The organism is Mesorhizobium ciceri biovar biserrulae, assembly GCF_001618845.1.
GTDB classification, from domain to species: domain Bacteria; phylum Pseudomonadota; class Alphaproteobacteria; order Rhizobiales; family Rhizobiaceae; genus Mesorhizobium; species Mesorhizobium ciceri.
In genome coordinates, this window is the sequence record NZ_CP015064.1 from 3107041 (window position 1) to 3128041 (window position 21001).

Here is a 21001-nt window from a genome sequence, read left to right on the forward strand (position 1 = left end):
GCAGGTCACTCAAGCGGGAGTCCGATCCAGGCGCTGGTTGAGCCGCAGCGCCAGCAGCGTGCATAGCGCTCCCGACAGCAGATAGGCACCGGACGAGATCAGCCCGAAATGGGCGGACAGGAACAGGGCGACAATGGGGGCGAAGCCGGCGCCGAACAGCCAGGCGAGATCCGAGGTCAGCGCAGCACCTGTATAGCGGTAGTTCTTTGAAAAATTCGAGGCGAGTGCTCCCGAAGACTGGCCGAACGACAGGCCGAGCAGGACGAAGCCCAACACCATGAAGACGGACTCTCCGACGAAGCCGCCATCGAGCAGCTGTGGCGCGAAACCGCTGAACACGGCAATGGCCACCGCCGAGCCTCCAAGCAATGGCCAGCGCCCGACCCGGTCGGCAACGACGCCCGAGATCGCGATTGCCGCCAGGCCGAAGAAGGCTCCGATCGTCTCGATGACCAGGAACCGTGCGGGTCCCTCGCGCGTAAACAGGAATATCCAGGACAGAGGAAACACCGTCACCATGTGGAACAGGGCGAAGCTCGCCAGCGGCGCGAAAGCGCCGAGCACGACAGTGCGCCCTTCGGCGCGCAACGTCTCGCGGACGGAAGTCGGCTCCAGTTCCTGGCCTTCGAACAGTTTGGTGTATTCCGGCGTCACCACGATGCGCAGCCGCGCGAACAGGGCGACGACGTTGATGGCGAAGGCGACGAAGAACGGGTAGCGCCAACCCCAGCTGAAGAAGTCTTCAGCCGACAGGTTGCCGACGAAATATGCAAACAGGGCACTGGCGACGATGAGCCCGAGTGGCGCGCCCAGCTGCGGGATCATCGCATACCAGCCGCGACGCTTTTCGGGGGCATTCAACGCCAGCAGCGAGGCAAGTCCGTCCCATGTCCCGCCCAGCGCCAGTCCCTGACCGATCCGGAACATGGCCAGCAGCCAGGCCGAAGCCGGGCCGATCTGGTCGTAACCGGGCACGAAGGCGATCGACACGGTCGAGGTCCCCAGCAGGAACAGCGCGATGGTGAGCTTGGCGCTGCGTCCGTAGGCGCGGTCGAGCGCGGTGAAGATCGCCGTCCCGATCGGCCGCGCGATGAAGGCAAGCGCGAAGATGGCGAAGGAGTAGAGCGTGCCGGTCAACGGGTCGGCATATGGAAATACGAGCTTGGGGAAAACGATGACGGAAGCGATCGCGTAGACGAAGAAGTCGAAGAATTCCGACGTCCTGCCGATGATGACGCCAACGGCGATTTCGCCGGGCTTCACCTCATGATGCCGCGCATTGATCCGTCTTGCGTCGGCTTCGATCTTCGAAGTTGGGCTCACAGCATTCTCCGTCGCCCCGCCGCGGTCTCATACGATCGCTTGCCATGTGCGCGGGCCAGATGCTTTGATGACGCCTGCCGCGTCATTGCGGCATTGGACAAATTGTCCAATGCCTTCATCGCCGCGGTACGGTTAGCACTGGGGGGAACAACCGACAGGTCATACATTGAGCCGTCTTCGTACCCTTTTCCTGCTGCCCCTGCTGGCATCGCTCGGCTCCTGCAGCATGGTCGTCCTGAACCCTGCCGGCGACGTCGCCGAGCAGCAGCGCGACCTGCTGATGGTGTCCACGGCACTGATGCTGATCGTCATCATACCGGTGATGGCTCTCACCATATTCTTTGCCTGGCGATACCGCCAGTCCAACCGCGAGGCGCGCTACGAGCCGGATTGGGACCACTCGACCCATCTCGAACTCGTCATTTGGGCTGTGCCGCTTCTGATCATCATCTGCCTGGGCGCGGTGACCTGGATGGGCACCCATCTGCTCGACCCCTATCGTCCGATCGGACGTGTAGCGGCCGGCAAGCCGCTGCCGCCGGACGTGCGCCCGCTTGAGGTCGAAGTCGTCGCGCTCGACTGGAAATGGCTGTTCATCTATCCGGAATACGGCGTCGCCGTGGTCAACGAACTGGCTGCGCCGGTCGACCGGCCGATCAGCTTTCGCATCACCTCCGCATCGGTGATGAACTCCTTCTACATTCCAGCACTGGCCGGCCAGATCTATGCGATGCCGGGTATGGAAACCAGGCTGCACGCCGTCATCAACAAGTCCGGCGACTATGAAGGGTTCTCTGCCAATTACAGCGGCGCCGGCTTCTCGGGAATGCGCTTCGCGTTCCACGGCCTCGACGATGCCGGTTTCCAGGCATGGATCGCGAAGGCAAAGGACAGCGGCGGCAAGCTCGACCGAAACGGCTATCTGGAGCTCGAACAGCCCAGCGAGAACCAACCCGTGCGCCACTATGCGACGGTGGATAGCGATCTCTACAAGGCGATCCTCAATATGTGCGTCGAGCCCGGCAAGATGTGCATGAGCGAGATGTCGCAGATCGATGCCAAGGGCGGTCTGGGAATGGCCGGCATCCGCAACACGCTTCCGCTGCTGTACGACAAGTTCGCCCGGCGCGGCACGATATTCGGCCCTGCCCCATCCTATGTCGCCAGCATATGCACGACCGAAGAAGCACTGGCCGCTTCGAAGGCTGATCAATCCGCCACGCCGATGACCTCGACGCCGATAGTCGGCGCTGGTCTGCAACGGCCACTGCCCCTGTCGATCCGACTGCCGTCACCTTCCGCAACCGGCACGCTTCGGTCGCCCTTCAACTCCTGAGGCGCCACGCAAGACATGTTCGACAATCCTGCTCTTCTCAAGGCGATCTTCGGCCGGCTTACGCTCGAGTCGCTGCCGCTGCACGAGCCCATCGTGGTCGCGACCTTCATAGTCGTCGCGCTGGGCGGCATCGCCCTCGTCGGCGCGCTGACCTATTTCAAGCTCTGGGGCTATCTGTGGCGCGAATGGTTCACCAGCGTCGACCACAAGCGCATCGGTGTGATGTACATGGTGCTCGGCATCGTCATGCTGCTGCGCGGCTTCAGCGACGCCATCATGATGCGGCTCCAGCAGGCGATGGCCTTCGGCGGTTCGGAAGGCTATCTCAATTCACATCATTATGACCAGATCTTCACCGCGCACGGCGTCATCATGATCTTCTTCGTGGCGATGCCGCTGGTGACGGGCCTGATGAATTTCGTCGTCCCGCTGCAGATCGGCGCGCGCGACGTGTCGTTTCCGTTCCTCAACAATTTCAGCTTCTGGATGACGGTCGGCGGCGCGGTCATCGTCATGATGTCGCTGTTCGTCGGCGAATTCGCGCGCACCGGCTGGCTCGCCTACCCGCCGCTGTCGGGTATCGGCTACAGTCCCGATGTCGGTGTCGATTATTATATCTGGGCGCTGCAAGTGGCGGGCGTAGGCACGCTGCTGTCGGGCGTGAACCTGGTCTGCACCATCGTCAAGATGCGCGCGCCTGGCATGACCATGATGAGAATGCCGATCTTCACCTGGACCGCGCTCTGCACAAATGTGCTCATCGTCGCCGCCTTCCCGGTGCTGACGGCGGTGCTGGCCCTGCTGGCTCTCGACCGCTATGTCGGCACCAACTTCTTCACGAACGACTTCGGCGGCAATCCGATGATGTACGTGAACCTGATCTGGATCTGGGGCCACCCCGAGGTCTACATCCTGATCCTGCCGGCCTTCGGCATATTTTCCGAAGTGACCTCGGCCTTCTGCGGCAAGCGGCTCTTTGGCTACACCTCGATGGTCTACGCCACCATCGTCATCACCATCCTGTCCTATCTCGTCTGGCTGCATCACTTTTTCACCATGGGGTCGGGAGCGAGCGTCAACTCGTTCTTCGGCATCACCACGATGATCATTTCGATCCCGACAGGCGCCAAGATATTCAACTGGCTGTTCACCATGTACCGCGGCCGCATCCGCTTCGAACTGCCGATGATGTGGACAGTCGCCTTCATGCTGACCTTCACCGTCGGCGGCATGACCGGCGTGCTGCTCGCCGTTCCGCCGGCCGACTTCGTGCTCCACAACAGCCTGTTCCTGGTCGCGCATTTCCACAACGTCATCATCGGCGGCGTGCTGTTCGGCCTGTTTGCCGGTATCAGCTACTGGTTCCCCAAGGCATTCGGCTTCCGGCTCGATCCGTTCTGGGGAAAGATGTCCTTCTGGTTCTGGGTGGTCGGCTTCTGGTTCGCCTTCATGCCGCTGTACATCCTCGGCCTGATGGGCGTAACGCGCCGGCTACGCACCTTCGAGGATCCCTCGCTGCAGATCTGGTTCATCATCGCCGCTTTTGGCGCCTTCCTGATCCTGCTTGGTATCCTGTCCTTCCTCATCCAGATCTTCGTCAGCGTGCGCCGGCGCGAGCAGCTTCGCGACGACACCGGTGATCCGTGGGACGGGCGTACACTCGAATGGGCAACCTCGTCGCCGCCCCCGGCCTACAATTTCGCCTTTACGCCGGTCGTCCACGATCTCGACACCTGGGCGGACATGAAGAATCGCGGTTACCAGCGTCCGTTGACGGGCTTCCACGACATCCACATGCCGCGCAACACCGGAGCCGGCGTCATTCTGGCTGGGTTGAGCGTGGTGCTTGCCGTGGCGCTCATCTGGTACATCTGGTGGCTGGCGATCGTCAGCTTCGTTGCTCTGATCGGCTACGCCATCGCGCATACCTTCAATTACGACCGGGACTTCCACATTCCGTCCAGCGACGTCACCCGCGTCGAGGACGAGCGGACACGCCTGCTCGCAGCCACCAGCCAGGCGGGATGAGCACCATGGCACACGCCGACACGGTGATCGACGACACGATCTTCCACCTGGAAGACGACCACGGCCATGCCGAGAGCGGCAGCAGCACCATGCTCGGCTTCTGGATCTACCTGATGAGCGACTGCCTCATCTTTGCGATGCTGTTTGCAGTCTACGGCGTGCTCGGTGGCAACTACGCCGCCGGGCCTGCGCCGAAGGACCTGTTCGATCTTCCGCTGGTCGCGCTTAACACCACCATGCTGCTCCTGTCCTCCATCACCTACGGCTTCGCGATGCTGGAGATGGCGAAAGGGCGAGTGAGGCCGATGCAGGTGTGGCTGGTGATCACCGGCCTGTTCGGCCTCGCCTTTCTCGGCATCGAACTCTACGAATTCGCCCATTTCATCCACGAGGGGGCGACGCCGCAGCGCAGCGGCTTTCTTTCGTCGTTCTTCACGCTGGTCGGAACGCATGGCCTGCACGTCACCTTCGGCCTGGTCTGGCTGGTGGTGCTGATGGTGCAGGTCTCCAGGCATGGGCTGATCGCCGCGAACCAGCGGCGCCTGATGTGCCTGAGCATGTTCTGGCACTTCCTCGACGTCATCTGGATCGGCGTCTTCACCTTCGTTTATCTGATGGGAATGTTGCGATGAGCGCCGGGCACCAAACAGACACCAGCAACCACAGCCACGCGCATCACGGCGTCAATCACGGCTCGCTGGCCGGCTATCTGACAGGCTTCGGCCTGTCCGTCGTGCTGACCGCCGTTCCCTTCTGGCTGGTCATGACCAACGCGCTCGGCAATCAGATGGCGTCGGCGATTGCCATCATGGCCTTCGCCGTCGTGCAAATCATCGTCCACATGGTGTTCTTCCTGCATATGAACACCAGGTCGGAGAGCGGCTGGACCATGATGGCGCTGATCTTCACCCTCATCCTGGTGATGATCGCGCTGACGGGCTCGCTCTGGGTCATGTACCATCTGAACGTCAACATGATGCCCGGCCATGACATGAGTCAGATACCCTGAGAGAGGGACCTGGCTTTGGACGAACAGGCGCGGACGACACCGCATCCGAATACAGGCGACGGCCAAAGGGTTACGCGTTCGAGATGGACGCTATTGATGCTTTGCCTTTGCGGAGCCATCGGCATCGCAGGGTTCTCGGCGCTCGGTATCTGGCAGCTGGAGCGCCGCGTCTGGAAGCTCGACCTGATCGAGCGTGTCGACCAGCGTCTCAAGGCAGTACCCGTGGCCGCCCCGGCGCCTTCGGCCTGGCCAGCGATCAACGCCAGGGATGACGAGTATCGCCGCCTCGTCGTCACGGGCCGGTTTCTCGGTGATCGCGAGACCCTGGTCCAGGCGGTCACCGATCTCGGCGGTGGCTTCTGGGTAATGGCGCCGTTCCGAGCGGATGATGGCTTCACGATTCTGGTGAACAGGGGCTTCGTGCCGACGGACAAGCGCGATCCGGCAACCCGCTTCGCAGGCAAGCCCTCGGGCGATCACACCGGAATTCATGGCCTGTTGCGCATCAGCGAACCGAAAGGCGGCTTCCTGCGCACCAACGATCCGGCTGCCAACCGCTGGTATTCGCGCGATGTACAGGCGATCGCCGCCAAGCAAGGCGTCGGGCAGGTCGCTCCTTATTTCATCGATGCCGATGCCACGCCCAATCCGGGAGGGTGGCCGGTCGGCGGCCTGACGGTCGTTTCGTTCCACAACAACCATCTGGTCTATGCCCTGACATGGTTCGGGCTGGCCTTGATGGTGCTGGGCGCGGTCGCCTGTCTGTTGCGGCAGGCTGTGAAAGACAGGCCCGGCGGGGGCTGACCGCTGACCGCTGGCCGAGGCAAAGCCGAAATTACGCACGGAAGCGCTCATGCCGGCGCAGAGGATGGCGTGATCGCTCTGCTCGTGCCGGCTGGTCATTTCCGACGCGCATCAATAGGTTTCCCTTCAAACCCTCATCCATGAGCGCGCAGGGCAGGCTTCCCAGCCGTCTCGGGCTGGAGCACCTAGCTAAAACCGCTGGCGAAACGCGACCGATTTGCGTATCACTCCGCCGCCATTGGAGCCCTATCGATGTTTGAGACCCTGCAGCCCGCCCCCGCCGACAAGATCCTGGCCCTGATCGGCCTTTATCGCGCCGATCCGCGCCCCGACAAAGTCGATCTCGGCGTCGGCGTCTACAAGGATCGCGACGGCAAGACGCCGGTTATGCGCGCCGTGCGCGAGGCGGAAAAGCGCCTGCTGCAGGCCCAGGACACCAAGACCTATCTCGGCCTTGCCGGCGATACCGGCTTCAACACGGTGATGGCCAAGCTCGCCTTCGGTCCGGGCGCCGACATGACGCGCATCCGCGCCGCACAGGCGCCTGGCGGCTCCGGCGCGCTGCGGCTGGTGGCGGAATTGCTGAAGCGGACGCGTTCGGACGCAACCATCTGGCTGTCGGACCCGACCTGGCCGAACCACATGCCGGTGATGCGCGCCGCCGGCCTGCAGATCCGTGAATACCCGTATTTCGACGCCGCGTCGGGTGCTGTTCGCTTCGACGACATGCTGGCGGCCCTGCGGACCGCAAAGAGCGGCGACGTCGTGCTGCTGCATGGCTGCTGCCACAACCCAACCGGCGCCAATCTGGATGCGGCACAGTGGGCAGCCGTTACCGATCTGGTCGTCGAGCGCGCGCTGCTGCCGTTCGTCGACATCGCTTATCAGGGCTTTGGCGATGGCCTTGAGGCCGACGCCCTCGGCTTGCGCCTGCTGGCGGCGAAAGTTCCGGAAATGGTCGTCGCGTCGAGCTGTTCGAAGAATTTCGCCGTCTACCGCGACCGCGTCGGCGCAGCAATGATCCTGGCCAAGGACGGCGCACAGGCAGATGTGGCGATGAGCCAGATGCTGTCGGCGGCGCGCGCCATGTATTCGATGCCGCCGGACCACGGGGCAGCAGCCGTACGCATCGTGCTGGAGGACGCCGCCTTGCGTGCAGACTGGGAAGCCGAGCTTGAAGAGATGCGGCTGCGCATGCTGAGACTCCGTGTCCAGTTCGCCGAAGCCCTGCGCCGGCAATCCAATTCCGACCGCTTCGATTTCGTCGCCAGCCATCGCGGCATGTTCTCCCGCCTTGGCCTCACCGAAGCGCAAGTCGAACGGCTGCGCGCCGAGCACGGCGTCTACATGGTCGGCGACAGCCGCATCAATGTCGCCGGCCTGCCCGAAGACGGCATGGACGACCTCGCCAAAGCGATCGTCTCGGTGCTCGACTGACGTGGCTCGCCTGTGGACAAGGCACTCTCGCCGGCTGACAGCGTTGGCCGCGCGGCCGGCCGCGCGATAGCATCAGCCCTATGACGCCATCGAAAGACATTTCGCGCCTGATCGAGATCATGGCGGCGCTGCGGGCGCCGAAGACCGGCTGTCCCTGGGATATCGAACAGGATTTCTCGACCATCGCGCCCTACACGATCGAAGAGGCCTATGAGGTCGCGGATGCCATCGCGCGCGGCGACCTCGACGATCTGCGCGACGAACTCGGCGATCTGCTGCTGCAGGTCGTCTACCACGCGCAAATGGCCGAGGAGGCCGGCGAGTTTGCCTTCCCCGATGTGGTGCAAGCCATCACGACGAAAATGATCCGACGCCATCCGCATGTCTTCGGCGACGAAAAGGCCCGCAGCGCCGGCATGGCCAAGGGCATGTGGGAAAAGATCAAGGCAGAAGAGAAGGCAGAGAAACGAAGCGCCCGCCTCGCGCGCGGTCTCGATCCCGAAGACAATGGCAAGGGGTTTCTGGATAGCGTGCCGGTCGCCCTGCCCGCGCTGACCCGGGCGCTGAAACTTCAGGAGAAGGCCGCCCGCGTCGGCTTCGACTGGAGCGAGGCAGCACCCATCCTCGACAAGATCGAGGAAGAGATCGGCGAATTGCGCGAGGCGCTGGCCAAGGGCGACACCGCCTCGATCAAGGACGAGTTCGGCGACATGCTGTTTGCCGTCGTCAATCTCGGTCGCCACCTCAAGCTCGATTCGGAAGCAGCGCTGAGCGGCACCAACGAGAAATTCCGCTCACGTTTCCGTTATGTCGAGCAGGCTTTGGAGAAAGCCGGCAACACGCTGGACAAGGCTGATCTGGCCGAGATGGAAGCGCTCTGGCAGGAAGCAAAGACCGCGAAGTAGTCTCTCTTTTCGGGCAACTCCCGACGGAAACCGCTATACACTTTTCCTGGAACTGCTCCGGATTATCCGTTGTTTTTACGACGCAATCTGTTTTCGATCTCTTCGCGCGCGCTTTGCGTGGCCTTCAGCGAGATGGTGGCGCTGCCGTCGTCATTGTCGCTTCGCGAAACCACATCGCCATTGCGGTAAAGCCAGTCGACAAGGCCGAACTGTGCCGGCTCGATCGTCACGGTGAGGTCTTCGAGTTCGCCCGCCATCCGCGTTTCGATGATCGCCTTCAGCGCATCGATGCCCTCGCCGGTCACCGCCGACACCGCAATCGGCGGCGCCTTGTTGGCATCGGCGCCGTCTGCAAGCAGCCGGGTCCGGTTGCCTTCGTCGAGCCGGTCGATCTTGTTCCACACTTCGATCACCCGCTTGGCATCACCAGCGTCAACGCCAAGATCTGCAAGGATACGCTCGACATCCTCGGCCTGGGCGGCCGTGTCCGGATCGGAAATGTCGCGCAGATGAAGCACGAGGTCGGCCTCGACCACCTCTTCCAGGGTGGCGCGGAAAGCCGCGATCAGATGTGTCGGCAGGTCCGAAATGAAGCCGACCGTGTCGGAGAGGATGATCGGCGTGCCATGTGGCAGGCGCACGCGGCGCAGCGTCGGGTCGAGCGTGGCGAACAGCATGTCCTGTGCCAGCACATCCGCCCCGGTCAGCCGGTTGAACAGCGTCGACTTGCCGGCATTGGTGTAGCCGACGATCGCCACCAGCGGGAACGGCACCTTCCTGCGCTTGGCGCGGTGCAGGTCGCGCGTGCGCCGCACCGTTTCCAGCTCCTGCTTCAGCTTGATGATCTTTTCCTGCAACTGCCGCCGGTCGGATTCGATCTGTGTTTCGCCGGGGCCCCCAAGGAATCCGGCGCCGCCGCGCTGACGCTCCAAATGGGTCCAGCTACGCACGAGGCGGCCCTTCTGGTAGTTGAGATGGGCGAGCTCGACCTGCAGCGTGCCTTCCTTGGTGCGTGCACGCTCGCCGAATATCTCGAGGATCAGCCCGGTGCGGTCCAGCACCTTGGCGTTCAGCTCTTTCTCGAGATTGCGTTGCTGCACCGGGGTCAGCGGATGATCGACGACGACCACTTCCGCATGTCCCTCTTTGACGATTTCCGCGAACTCGGCGACCTTGCCGCCGCCGAGCAGCGTCGCCGGGCGCGGATCGTTGACGGTCACCACCGCGGTGTGAATCAGATCAAGGTTGATGGCGCGGGCAAGGCCAACGGCCTCGTCGTGACGCGCATCAGCCGAACGCATCAGCCGCGGGCGGTTGGTCTCGTCGTCGTTGCGCTGGTGGCGGGTAAGGACGGGCACAATGACCACGGCCCGGGTCGGGCCCTTGGCCTCAGTCCCGGGGTGATGCGCTGGTTTCCCGCGAACGGTGGCGTCCGCGTCTTTCTCACGTGCCAATCAGGCGCCCTGGCTTTCCTCGCCATCGAACATCTGAACCGGCTGGCTCGGCATGATCGTGGAAATGGCGTGCTTGTAGACGAGCTGGGAGTGACCATCGCGGCGCAGCAGGACACAGAAATTGTCGAACGAAGTGACCACGCCGGTCAGCTTCACGCCGTTGATGAGGAAGATGGTGAGCGGGTTCTTGCTCTTGCGAACTGAATTCAGGAACAGGTCCTGAAGGTTTTGCGATCGTTCCGCCATTGTTCTTGTCTTTCGCCGATCCCCTTCGGTTTGCAAGCCAATGCGCCAAATTAACGGGCGCATGTCAAGCTCGCAAACACCGTCTTGTCGTCAGTAACGACAAGCAGAACGAGATATATTGATGTTCATTCCACCTGTGCGGTTATCAGGCTGGACTTTTTTCCGCAATGTCAAAAAAGGCTTGCCGCAACGAAAGTGTTATTGAGCCGGGGTGCCCATTGGCGACCGTGTCGCCATCGATGGTCACCACCGGCATGGCGATCGTCGTTGCGGAACTGATGAACGCCTCGCGTGCCGTCTTGGCCTCGGCGACGGAAAAGCCGCGCTCCTCGATCTTCAGGCCAAGCTTGGCCGCCACTTCGAACATGGTCGTGCGGGTGATGCCGCGCAGGATGCCATGCTCGGCCGGCCTGGTGACCAGGACGCCGTCCCGGGTGACGATCCAGGCATTGGACGAGCCGCCTTCTTTTACGTTGCCTTCATCGTCGACGAACCAGGCTTCCTGCGCACCGGCTTCCTTGGCCTTCTGCTTGGCCAATACATTGGGCAGCAGCCCGACGGTCTTGATGTCGACGCGATCCCAGCGGTTCTCCGGCACGGTGATGACGGCGATGCCGGTCTCGGCTCGCTTCGCTCCAGCGGCAGGGTCAGCCTTCCTGGCGGTTACCACCAGCGAAGGCTTGGTGTCGGCGGAAGGGAAGACGAAGTCGCGGCTGGCCACGCCGCGCGTCACCTGCACGTAGACCAGGCCATTGGCGACGTGGTTGCGATTGACCACCTCACGCAGAATGAGCGGCAGCACGTGAGAGGTGACCGGCCAGGCGATCGACAATTCGGTCAGCGAACGGTTCAGCCGGGCCAGGTGGCGCGGCATGTCGACGATGAAGCCACGCGCTACTTCGCAGACCTCATAGACACCGTCGGCGAACTGATAGCCGCGATCCTCGATATGCACGGCAGCGTCGGCGTGCGTGACATAGCGCCCGTTGACATAGGCAATGCGCGGCATTGGCGACCCCTCAGAAATTCTCGGGCTTTCTTATGCGATTCCACCGCGGGCGTAACCGGCAAATGGTTGGACCACGCGCGGCGGCTGGACGCGCTCAGACGCCCAGGGACTTCAGCTTGCGATGCAGAGCGGAGCGCTCCATGCCGATGAACTCGGCGGTCTTCGAGATGTTGCCGCCGAACCGGTTGATCTGGGCGATCAGGTAATCCTTCTCGAACTGCTCACGCGCTTCGCGGAGCGGCAGCGCCATGATGTGTTGGTCGGATTGATTCGGGGTGCGCGGCATGACATCGCCGATCTCGGCCGGCAACAGATCAGCGGTGATCGGCGCATCGACGTCGTCGCCGCGCGCCAGGATCATCAGGCGCTCGACATTGTTGCGCAGCTGGCGAACGTTGCCTGGCCAGTTGTGAGCCTGCAGAACGGCCAGCGCGTCGTCGCCGATACGGCGCGGCTTGATGCCGGCCTGGCGGGCGATCTGCTTCATGAAGTTGTCGACGAGGTAGGGAATATCCTCTCGCCGCTCGGCCAGTCCCGGGACGATGACCGGAACCACCGCCAGGCGATGGTAAAGATCCTCGCGGAAACGACCGTCGGCAATCATCGCTTCGAGGTTCTGCGAGGTCGAGGAGATGATGCGGACATCGACCTTGACCCGCTTGGTTCCCCCTACCCGCTCGAACTGTTGTTCGACCAGCACGCGCAGGATCTTGTTCTGCGTCTCGCGCGGCATGTCGGCCACCTCGTCGATGTAGAGGATGCCGCGATGGGCCTCCTCGAGCGCGCCGACCTTGCGCTCGACGCCATTCGATTCGGTGCCGAACAGTTCGATCTCCATACGCTCGGGCGTGATGTTGGCGGCGCTCAGCGTCACGAAAGGCGCGCCCTTGCGCGCCGACAGCGTGTGGATGGCGCGCGCGGCCAGTTCCTTGCCCGAGCCAGACGGGCCGATGATCATCACGCGGCTGTTGGTCGGCGCGACGCGTTCGATGGTCTGACGCAACTGGCTCATCGCCGACGACATGCCGATCAGATCGAAGGTTTCGCCGCTGCGCAGCTTGAGGTCGGAAACCTCGCGCCGCAATTTCGAGGTCTCGAGCGCACGTTCGGCAATAAGTATCAGCCTGTCGGCCTTGAACGGTTTTTCGATGAAGTCATAGGCGCCGCGACGGATGGCGGAGACCGCCGTTTCGATGTTGCCGTGGCCGGAAATCATCACCACCGGCAAGGTCGGATGCATCGTCTTGATCTCGTCGAGCAGCGCCAACCCGTCGAGACGCGAGCCCTGCAGCCAGATGTCGAGGAAAATCAGCCGCGGCGCGCGATCAGCTATAGCAGCGAGCGCGCTGTCGGCATCGAATGCCGTGCGGGTTTCGTGACCTTCGTCGCTCAGTATGCCCGCGACGAGTTCACGGATGTCTTCCTCGTCATCGACGATGAGAATATCAGACGCCATTACCGACCTTTTCAGTTTCTCTTTCGTTTTCCGCCCTGCTTTCGCCGCGCGGAGCCGTTGCGGCCGCAGGCGGCAGGATGATGCTGATCATCGCGCCGCGCCCATCGTGGAAGTCCGCGGGAGCATCGTGTAGTTCCAGCCTGCCACCATGGTCCTCCACGATCTTCTTGACGATAGCGAGGCCAAGCCCGGTGCCCTTCTCGCGTGTGGTCATGTAGGGCTCGAGCAGCCGTTGGCGATTCTCGCGCGGCAGGCCTTTGCCATTGTCGATGACGTCGATTCGAATCACACCATTCTGGCGCCCGGCCTGAATCCGGATTATGCCGTGCGAACCATCCTTCTGTTCCAATCCGTCGATTGCCTCGGCGGCGTTCTTGATCACATTGCCGAAAGCCTGCGCCATCAGCCGGCTGTCGAACGTGCCCTTCAGCGGCTCGCTGCCGAAGATCCGCTCGAAAGTGATGTCGGCGCGGCTGACCTCGACCAGGAACGAGGCCTCGCGCAGCGATTCGCGCAGATCTATGGCCTTCATCTCGGGCTTGGGCATGCGCGCGAAAGCCGAGAATTCGTCGACCATGCGGCCGATATCCTCGACCTGCCGGATGATGGTGTCGGTGCACTGGTCGAAAACCTCGCGGTCCTCGGTAATCACCTTGCCATAGCGGCGCTTGATGCGTTCGGCCGAGAGCTGGATCGGCGTCAGCGGGTTCTTGATCTCGTGGGCGATACGCCGCGCCACATCCGCCCAGGCCGACGAGCGCTGCGCTTGGACCAGGTCGGTGATGTCGTCAACCGTCACGACATAGGACTTTTCCTCCGAGCCGTCATCGCCGGCCTCGATGGTGATCTGAACGTTGAAGGTCCGCTCGGCGCCGGCGCGGTAGAAGGTCACCTGCTCGCGATAGACAGGTTTGCCGGACTTGCGGCCGATTTCGAAGACGCGGCCGACATGCGGCAGCACGGCGGAAAGGTTCTGCCCAAGGGCTGCGCTGGCGGATATGGCCAGCATCGCTTCGGCCGAGCGGTTGACGATGGTGACGATGCCGTAGGGATCGACGCCGATGACGCCGGCAGTAACGCCGGCAAGCACGGCTTCGGAGAAGCGTCGCCTCTCGTCGATCAAGTCCTTGGCCGACAGGATCTCGTTGCGCTGCGATTTCAGTTCGAGAAGCATCTTGTTGAACGTATCGCCGAGCGAGGCGACATCGCCATCCGAAGGCCTGACCGGAACCGCGACGTCGAGATTGCCGGTCGCCACTTCGTCGGCGGCGCCGATGAGCTGGCGAATGGGCCGCACCAGACGGTCGGCGACCGCAATGCCGGTCCAGATCGCGGACAGGATGATGATGAGGGTGAGCGAAAGATAGGGCAGCGCGAAGGCCACCTGCGAGGTGCGGCGGTTGTCTTCCAGCCCCCGATATTCGTCGGTGTTGGACCTGACGATCTGGCGTGCCTTGATGACCTCGGGATCGACGAGGCGAATGGTATAGAGATAGAGCCCTTCGATCTCGCGCAGCTTGACGATGGCGCCCATGATGTTGCGCGTTTTCGGTTCGATCAGCACCGGCTTGCCGTCGGCAGCGCTGGCCACGGCGCCTTCCGGCGGCTCAGGCATGGCAAAATCCGTGTCGGTCTTGGCGCTCATGACGAAAGAGCCGTCAGGTTTGATCAGCGCCGCATGGGCCAGCGAACGGCCCACGGCTTCTTTGTTCATCAGGTCGAGAAAGCCGGTACGATCAAGGCCGTAGAGTGTGCGTGACGCATCGAGATCATAGGCCATGGACAGTGTCGTACCCTGAAGGTTGCGGGCATTTTCCTGGACATAGGCGTCGGCGATCGACAGCGACGAATTGACGATCGTCTTGGTGCGGATCTCGAACCAGCGGTCGAGGCCGATGTCGAGCGTGATCGACGCGATGATGGCCACCATGATGGCCGGAATGGCGGCAACCAGGGCGAACATGGCGACAATGCGCACATGCAGCCGCGAAGCGGCCTTGCCATGCCGGCGCGCCATCAGGATGCGGTGCACCTCACGCCCGACCAGCGCGATAAGAATCAGGACGAAAGCCGCGTTGAGGGCAATCAACGCCAGCGTCGTCGACTCGTTCGGTGTGATCGGCGTGGCGCCAACGAGGATGGTGAACGAGATCGCCGCCGTCATCAGCGCGCCGACGACCGCGATCACGCCTGGCAGCGCAAGCAGCCGGCGCCCGTCACGAGCGCCGGGTTCGCTGAAAAGCGGTTGGTTTGTTGTCGGTGCCTGCGGGGCCATGTCGCCGTCTAGTGCCATGATTGCGTCGGATGTATGCAACGCATTGTGGCGATTATGCAACAAGTGTGACCGAGACGGAAATCTTTCGCGAGCCGATCCCCTGAAAAGAGCGCGGGCTCAGATCAAGGCTCAGCCCTGGCGCGACGATTTGTAGACGTTGACGCCGAGTTCGCGAATCTTCTTGCGCAGCGTGTTGCGGTTCAAGCCAAGCAGTTCCGCGGCCTTGATCTGGTTGCCGCGGGTTGCCGTCATCGAGGCCAGGACGAGTGGAAACTCGACCTCGGACAGGATGCGTTGATAAAGCCCGGCAGGTGGCAAATCGCCGGCAAACGAGGCGAAATAGCGTTGCAGGAAGTGCTCGACCGCCTGGCCGATCGACAAATCGTCGGGAATGAGGTTGCCGCCACCCGGCACCACGGGACGTTCGCCGGTCTTGAGCTCGGCCTCGATGACCTCGGCGGAAATCTCGTCCTGCGAATAGAGCGCGGCGAGCCTGCGAACCAGGTTTTCCAGTTCGCGCACATTGCCCGGCCACGGATAGCGCTTCATCAACTCGATGCCGCCTGACGAAATGCGCTTGGTCTGCAGGCCTTCCATTTCGCCGAGCTTGAAGAAGTGGCGGACAAGGTCGGGCACATCCTCGGAGCGCTCACGCAGCGCGGGCAGCCGGAGCGGCACCACGTTGAGGCGATAGAACAGATCCTCGCGAAAAAGCCCCTGGTTGATCAGGGTGCGCAGATCTTTGTTGGTGGCGGCGACGATGCGCACGTCGGTCTTGATCGGCGTGCGTCCGCCAACCGTCGTGTATTCGCCCTGTTGGAGGACGCGCAGCAGCCGCGTCTGCGCTTCCATCGGCATGTCGCCGATTTCATCGAGGAACAGCGTGCCGCCTTCAGCCTGCTCGAAGCGTCCGGTCGAGCGATTCTGCGCGCCGGTGAAGGCGCCCTTCTCGTGACCGAACAGTTCCGATTCGATCAGGTCGCGCGGGATCGCCGCCATGTTGATGGCGACAAACGGGCCGCCGCGGCGGCGGCCATATTCATGCAGCGCGCGCGCCACCAGTTCCTTGCCGGTGCCGGATTCGCCCGAGATCATCACCGTCAGGTCGGTCTGCATCATGCGCGCCAGCATGCGGTAGATGTCCTGCATGGCGGCCGAACGGCCGACCAGCGGCATTGCATCGGGCTGCTCTTCCGGCCGCGCATCGATCTTCGGCCGTCGCGGCTCGGAAAGCGCCCGATTGACGATGTTGAGCAGTTCGGTCAGGTCGAACGGCTTGGGCAGATACTCATAGGCGCCGGTTTCAGACGCGCGGATCGCCGTCATGAAGGTGTTCTGGGCGCTCATGACGATGACCGGCAGTTCCGGCCTCGCCTTCTTGATGCGCGGCAGCATGTCGAAGGCGTTTTCGTCCGGCATCACCACATCGGTGATGACCAGATCGCCCTCGCCCGCCGCCACCCAGCGCCACAAAGTCGAAGCATTGGAGGTGACGCGCACCTCGTGGCCGACGCGCGAAAGCGCCTGGTTGAGGACAGTGCGGATCGCCGCATCGTCGTCGGCGACGAGAATATTGCCGCGAACGGTCATTTGCGGTCTCCTTCACCGTCTTCATCGGCGCCGTATGGCGCTTCTTTCCAGGCCGGCATCAGGATGCGGAATGTGGTCCCGCGCGGCGTCGATTCGCATTCGATGATGCCGCCATGTTCGCCGACGATTTTGGCGACCAGCGCCAGCCCCAGCCCCGAGCCGTTCGGCTTGGTGGTGATGAACGGGTCGAACAGGATCGGCAGGATATCTTCCGAGACGCCGGAACCATTGTCACGCACGCAAAATTCCAGCGGCAGCGACACGCGGTCCTGCGTGCCCGGAACGGAAACACGGATGCCTGGCCGGAAGGCGGTCGACAGCATGATCTCGCCCTGCGGGTCACTGCCGATCGCCTCGGCGGCGTTCTTGACCAGGTTGAGGAACACCTGGATCAACTGGTCGCGGTTGGCAAACACCGGAGGCAACGAAGGATCATAGTCCTCCAATATCTTGATTCTCTTGGCAAAACCGTTCTTGGCAATGGCCTTCACATGGTCGAGCACGACATGGATGTTGACGGGGTAGCGGTCGATCGGCCGCTCGTCGGAAAACACCTCCATGCGATCGACCAGCGACACGATGCGGTCGGTCTCGTCGGTGATCAGCCGCGTCAGCGCACGGTCTTCGTCGGAAGCCGACAGTTCCAGCAACTGGGCAGCGCCGCGGATGCCGGAGAGCGGGTTCTTGATCTCATGGGCAAGCATCGCCGCCAGGCCGGTGACCGAGCGCGCCGCACCGCGATGCGTCATCTGCCGGTCGATCTTGTCGGCCATCGACCGTTCCTGGAACATAACCACCACCGAGCCCGGAAATTCCGGTACCGGCGCGACATAGAGATCGACGACCTTCTCGATGCCGAGACGCGGCGACGACACGTCGACCCGATACTCGTTGACCGGTGCCAGGCGCTCACGCACCTGGTCGACCAGCGTCAGCAGCGGGCTGCCGAAGGGAATGAGTTTTGACAGCGTGTTGCGGGCGAGCATGGTCGCGCTTGAACGAAAGAAGTCTTCCGCGTCGGCGTTGGCGAAGGTAATGAAGCCTTCCTCGCTGATCATGATCACCGGGCGGCGGATGGTGTTGAGCACGATCTGGGCGGCATCCGCCATTTCAGCGCCTTGGCCGGCGGCGGCGTTCATGCGGCACTCCGCAGGGTCAAAGGTTGCGGATCGCGCGAAAACACATCGCGCAGCAAGGCAATGACGCGCGCGGGCTCGAATGCGGTCAGTACGGCCTTTCGGCTGTCGTCGGCGACGCCGCCTGCATGCCGATCAAGATACCAGCCGAGATGCTTGCGCGCCTGGCGCAGGCCGCTTTCGGCGCCGTAGAGCGCCAGCATATCCTCATAGTGGGCCACGATGTAGTCGGCGAGCGCCGTCGGGTTCTGTGGAATATTTGGCGTCATTTCGCCTGTCGCTGCGGCCGCAATGCCACCTGCGATCCAGGGCGCGCCATAATGGGCACGGCCAATCATCACGGCGTCGGCACCCGATTGATCGAGAATGTCGGCCGCTTCCGCCGGCGAAGAGACGTCACCATTGGCGACGACCGGGATGGACACGGCTTCCTTGACGCGGGCGATGGCGCGCCAGTCGGCCTTGCCCTGATAGAACTGGCAGCGCGTTCGGCCGTGCACGGTCACCATGCTGACACCGGCCTGCTCGGCGCGGCGCGCCAGCATCGGCGCGTTGAGCGCGCCTTCGTCCCAGCCAAGCCGCATCTTGACCGTCACTGGCACCTCGACCGCGCCGACAACGGCGTCGATCAGCGACAGTGCGTGGTCGAGATCCAGCATCAATGCCGAACCAGCGTAGCCGCCAGTGACCTTCTTGGCCGGGCATCCCATGTTGATGTCGATAATGTCGGCGCCCTCGCCGGCGGCGATTCTGGCACCTTCGGCCATGTGCACCGCCTCGCGGCCTGCAAGCTGAACCATATGGACGGGCAGGCCGGAGTGGCGTATGCGCAGGTTGAAACCGGCCCTGCCCTTGGCGAGCTCGCCGCTGGCAACCATTTCGGACACGACCAGGCCCGCTCCATGCGCGTGGGCACGCTGCCGGAACGGCTCGTCCGTAATGCCCGACATCGGCGCGAGGAACACGCGATTGCGGAGTCTCACGCCGCCGACGTTAAGCGGCGCGGCCAATTTGGTCAAATTAACCATGCACAAAAACCAAGCATCTTCATTCGTTGCACATTCTCTAGCCATATCGGCCGCAATGTGCAACGCGGAATGACGCCACATTAAGGCGCAATTGGGAAAATGCTGGCCTTCGGGATTGGGTGTGGCCAAAGCGCCGCGCGCCCCGTGGGACGCGCAAAGGACGCTTTGGGATTCATATTTGACGCACGATCTTTGCCGAAAACCGATTACACTTTTCGGGATCGTGCGCTAAGCCAATCTGCAAATGACTGACGCAAGTGAAAATCACGTTTCGAGTGCGGATGGCAAGGTCGCGGTGGTAATCGTCGCGGCCGGCCGTGGTGCGCGCGCCGGACAGGCCAACGGACCGAAGCAATATCAACACATTGGCGGCTTTGCCGTTATCGCACACACGCTGGACATTTTTCTGGCCCACCCGCGGACCAGCGAGATCGTCGTCGCCATTCATGCCGACGACCATGAACTGTTCCGGCAGGCGGCGGGCACCAACGCCGAGCGCGTTAGCGCCGTTATCGGCGGGGCGACCAGGCAGGAATCCGTCCGGCTCGGCCTGCTTGCCCTTAGAGACCACGCGCCTGGGCAGGTTCTGATCCACGATGCCGTGCGTCCGTTTGTCGATGCGGACCTGATAGATCGCACCATCGCCGCCATCGGCGAGCGCGAGGGCGCATTGCCCGCTTTGCCCGTCGCCGACACGCTGAAGCGCGAGTCGGCCTCCGGGGTGGTTGGCGAAACCGTTTCGCGCAGCGGTCTTCACGCGGCGCAAACGCCGCAGGGCTTTCCGTTCTGGCCCATCCTTGCCGCGCACGAGAAAGCCCATCATCTGGGAAAAATGGATTTTACCGACGATGCCGCGATCGCCGAATGGGCGCATATTCCGGTCAAGATCGTTCCGGGCTCGCCGGACAATGTCAAACTCACCTGGGCACGGGATATTGCCATGGCGGATCAGCGGCTTTCCGGCGAACGTGTGCGCTTTCCCGACATCCGGACCGGCAATGGCTACGACGTCCATGCTTTCGAGCCCGGCGACCATGTCACACTGTGTGGAGTCGCCATTGCACACGACAAGAAACTGTCCGGCCATTCCGACGCCGATGTCGGTCTGCATGCTCTGACCGATGCGTTGCTGGCGACCTGCGGCGCCGGCGACATCGGTACGCATTTTCCGCCGTCCGACCCGCAGTGGAAAGGCGCTGCGTCGCGGATCTTCGTCGAGCATGCGGCAGGGCTGGTGCGCGAGCGCGGCGGCCGCATCGCCAATGCCGATATCACGTTGATCTGCGAAGCGCCGCGCGTCGGCCCGCACCGCGAGGCGATGACGGCAGCCCTGTCGCAGATGCTGGCAATTTCCGCGGATCGCATCTCAATCAAGGCGACAACCAACGAGAAGCTCGGCTTCGTCGGGCGCGAGGAAGGCATTGCGGCGATTGCCACTGCCAGCGTGGTGTTTCCCGGCGAGGTGCCGGAATGACCAACAGCGACCTGGCAAATGCCTTGCTTAAAGCCTGCCAGAAACGCGGCATCATGCTGGCAACGGCGGAAAGCTGCACCGGCGGCATGATCATCGCGGCACTCACCGACATCGCCGGCTCGTCCGCCGTGGTCGATCGCGGCTTCATCACCTATTCCAACGAAGCCAAGATGGACATGCTCGGCGTTTCCGCCGCCACGCTCGATGCGCATGGCGCGGTTTCGCGCGAGACTGCGATCGAAATGGCGACAGGCGCGCTTACCCGTTCGCGCGCCGGGCTGACCCTGGCGGTTACCGGGATCGCCGGGCCTGGCGGCGGTTCCGCGGAAAAACCGGTCGGCCTGGTCTGGTTCGGGGTTGCGCTGGACGGCCGACCGATTGTCGCCGAGCACCAACTCTTTGCAGACAAAGGCCGCGATTTCATCCGTCGCGAAACGGTCCGGCAAGCGCTGGAACTGGGCCTGCGAGCACTCGGATAGAATTATAAAACG

General features: G+C 62.8%; 18 protein-coding genes. 9 read left to right on the forward strand and 9 right to left on the reverse strand.

Annotated elements, in window-relative coordinates; genetic code table 11:
• Window positions 1-9: 9 nt before the first annotated feature.
• The gene (locus tag A4R29_RS14425; RefSeq protein WP_024505203.1) at window positions 10-1323 is read right to left on the reverse strand and encodes an MFS transporter; all 1314 of its coding nucleotides are present in this window, start codon (window positions 1321-1323) and stop codon (window positions 10-12) included.
• Window positions 1324-1489: 166 nt separating this feature from the next.
• On the opposite strand from A4R29_RS14425, the gene cyoA reads away from it, so the two are divergent.
• The 7 genes from cyoA to mazG all read left to right on the forward strand — a co-directional run bounded on the left by cyoA (window position 1490) and on the right by mazG (window position 8842).
• Window positions 1490-2659: a ubiquinol oxidase subunit II gene (gene cyoA, locus A4R29_RS14430; protein WP_082827405.1), complete on the forward strand. Its 1170-nt coding sequence runs from the start codon at window positions 1490-1492 to the stop codon at window positions 2657-2659.
• 15 nt (window positions 2660-2674) lie between these two features.
• On the forward strand, window positions 2675-4687 hold the full coding sequence (cyoB, locus tag A4R29_RS14435) for a cytochrome o ubiquinol oxidase subunit I (protein ID WP_024505201.1): 2013 nt from the start codon (window positions 2675-2677) through the stop codon (window positions 4685-4687).
• Between the two features lie 5 nt (window positions 4688-4692).
• Window positions 4693-5319, forward strand: a complete 627-nt coding sequence (cyoC, locus tag A4R29_RS14440) for a cytochrome o ubiquinol oxidase subunit III (RefSeq protein ID WP_013531504.1) — start codon at window positions 4693-4695, stop codon at window positions 5317-5319.
• Complete coding sequence (cyoD, locus tag A4R29_RS14445) at window positions 5316-5696, forward strand: cytochrome o ubiquinol oxidase subunit IV (RefSeq protein WP_013531503.1); 381 nt, start codon at window positions 5316-5318, stop codon at window positions 5694-5696. Before cyoC ends, cyoD begins: the two co-directional genes overlap by 4 nt.
• Before the next feature lie 96 nt (window positions 5697-5792).
• Window positions 5793-6500: an SURF1 family protein gene (locus A4R29_RS14450; RefSeq protein ID WP_032899651.1), complete on the forward strand. Its 708-nt coding sequence runs from the start codon at window positions 5793-5795 to the stop codon at window positions 6498-6500.
• A gap of 252 nt (window positions 6501-6752) precedes the next feature.
• Window positions 6753-7937, forward strand: coding sequence for an amino acid aminotransferase (locus A4R29_RS14455; RefSeq protein ID WP_063172184.1), 1185 nt, complete (start codon window positions 6753-6755; stop codon window positions 7935-7937).
• Between the two features lie 80 nt (window positions 7938-8017).
• Entirely contained in the window at window positions 8018-8842 is an 825-nt protein-coding gene (gene mazG / locus A4R29_RS14460; RefSeq protein ID WP_063172185.1) for a nucleoside triphosphate pyrophosphohydrolase, read from the forward strand.
• Window positions 8843-8904: 62 nt separating this feature from the next.
• Here mazG and hflX read toward each other — a convergent pair whose 3' ends face one another.
• From hflX to dusB, 8 genes are all read right to left on the reverse strand, one after another.
• Window positions 8905-10296: a GTPase HflX gene (hflX, locus tag A4R29_RS14465; RefSeq protein WP_063172186.1), complete on the reverse strand. Its 1392-nt coding sequence runs from the start codon at window positions 10294-10296 to the stop codon at window positions 8905-8907.
• Window positions 10297-10542, reverse strand: coding sequence for an RNA chaperone Hfq (gene hfq, locus A4R29_RS14470; RefSeq protein ID WP_006202172.1), 246 nt, complete (start codon window positions 10540-10542; stop codon window positions 10297-10299).
• A gap of 145 nt (window positions 10543-10687) precedes the next feature.
• Complete coding sequence (locus A4R29_RS14475) at window positions 10688-11551, reverse strand: D-amino-acid transaminase (protein ID WP_013531497.1); 864 nt, start codon at window positions 11549-11551, stop codon at window positions 10688-10690.
• 94 nt (window positions 11552-11645) lie between these two features.
• Complete coding sequence (ntrX, locus tag A4R29_RS14480) at window positions 11646-13007, reverse strand: nitrogen assimilation response regulator NtrX (protein ID WP_013531496.1); 1362 nt, start codon at window positions 13005-13007, stop codon at window positions 11646-11648.
• Window positions 12997-15282: a sensor histidine kinase NtrY-like gene (locus tag A4R29_RS14485; RefSeq protein ID WP_024505196.1), complete on the reverse strand. Its 2286-nt coding sequence runs from the start codon at window positions 15280-15282 to the stop codon at window positions 12997-12999. Before A4R29_RS14485 ends, ntrX begins: the two co-directional genes overlap by 11 nt.
• A 129-nt stretch (window positions 15283-15411) precedes the next feature.
• Window positions 15412-16872 carry a nitrogen regulation protein NR(I) gene (gene ntrC / locus A4R29_RS14490; protein ID WP_013531494.1) on the reverse strand — a complete coding sequence of 487 codons (1461 nt, stop codon included), beginning with the start codon at window positions 16870-16872 and terminating at the stop codon, window positions 15412-15414.
• Window positions 16869-18011: a two-component system sensor histidine kinase NtrB gene (locus tag A4R29_RS14495; RefSeq protein WP_027163473.1), complete on the reverse strand. Its 1143-nt coding sequence runs from the start codon at window positions 18009-18011 to the stop codon at window positions 16869-16871. The genes ntrC and A4R29_RS14495 overlap by 4 nt, the downstream gene beginning before the upstream one ends.
• Window positions 18008-19036 (reverse strand): tRNA dihydrouridine synthase DusB, encoded by a 1029-nt coding sequence (gene dusB / locus A4R29_RS14500; protein WP_063172187.1) that lies wholly within the window; start codon window positions 19034-19036, stop codon window positions 18008-18010. The genes A4R29_RS14495 and dusB overlap by 4 nt, the downstream gene beginning before the upstream one ends.
• Window positions 19037-19280: 244 nt before the next feature.
• Between dusB and A4R29_RS14505 the strand changes: the two genes are divergently transcribed.
• Both A4R29_RS14505 and A4R29_RS14510 read left to right on the forward strand, forming a co-directional pair.
• On the forward strand, window positions 19281-20510 hold the full coding sequence (locus A4R29_RS14505) for a bifunctional 2-C-methyl-D-erythritol 4-phosphate cytidylyltransferase/2-C-methyl-D-erythritol 2,4-cyclodiphosphate synthase (protein ID WP_013531491.1): 1230 nt from the start codon (window positions 19281-19283) through the stop codon (window positions 20508-20510).
• Entirely contained in the window at window positions 20507-20989 is a 483-nt protein-coding gene (locus A4R29_RS14510; RefSeq protein ID WP_063172188.1) for a CinA family protein, read from the forward strand. The genes A4R29_RS14505 and A4R29_RS14510 overlap by 4 nt, the downstream gene beginning before the upstream one ends.
• The last annotated feature ends 12 nt before the right edge of the window (window positions 20990-21001 follow it).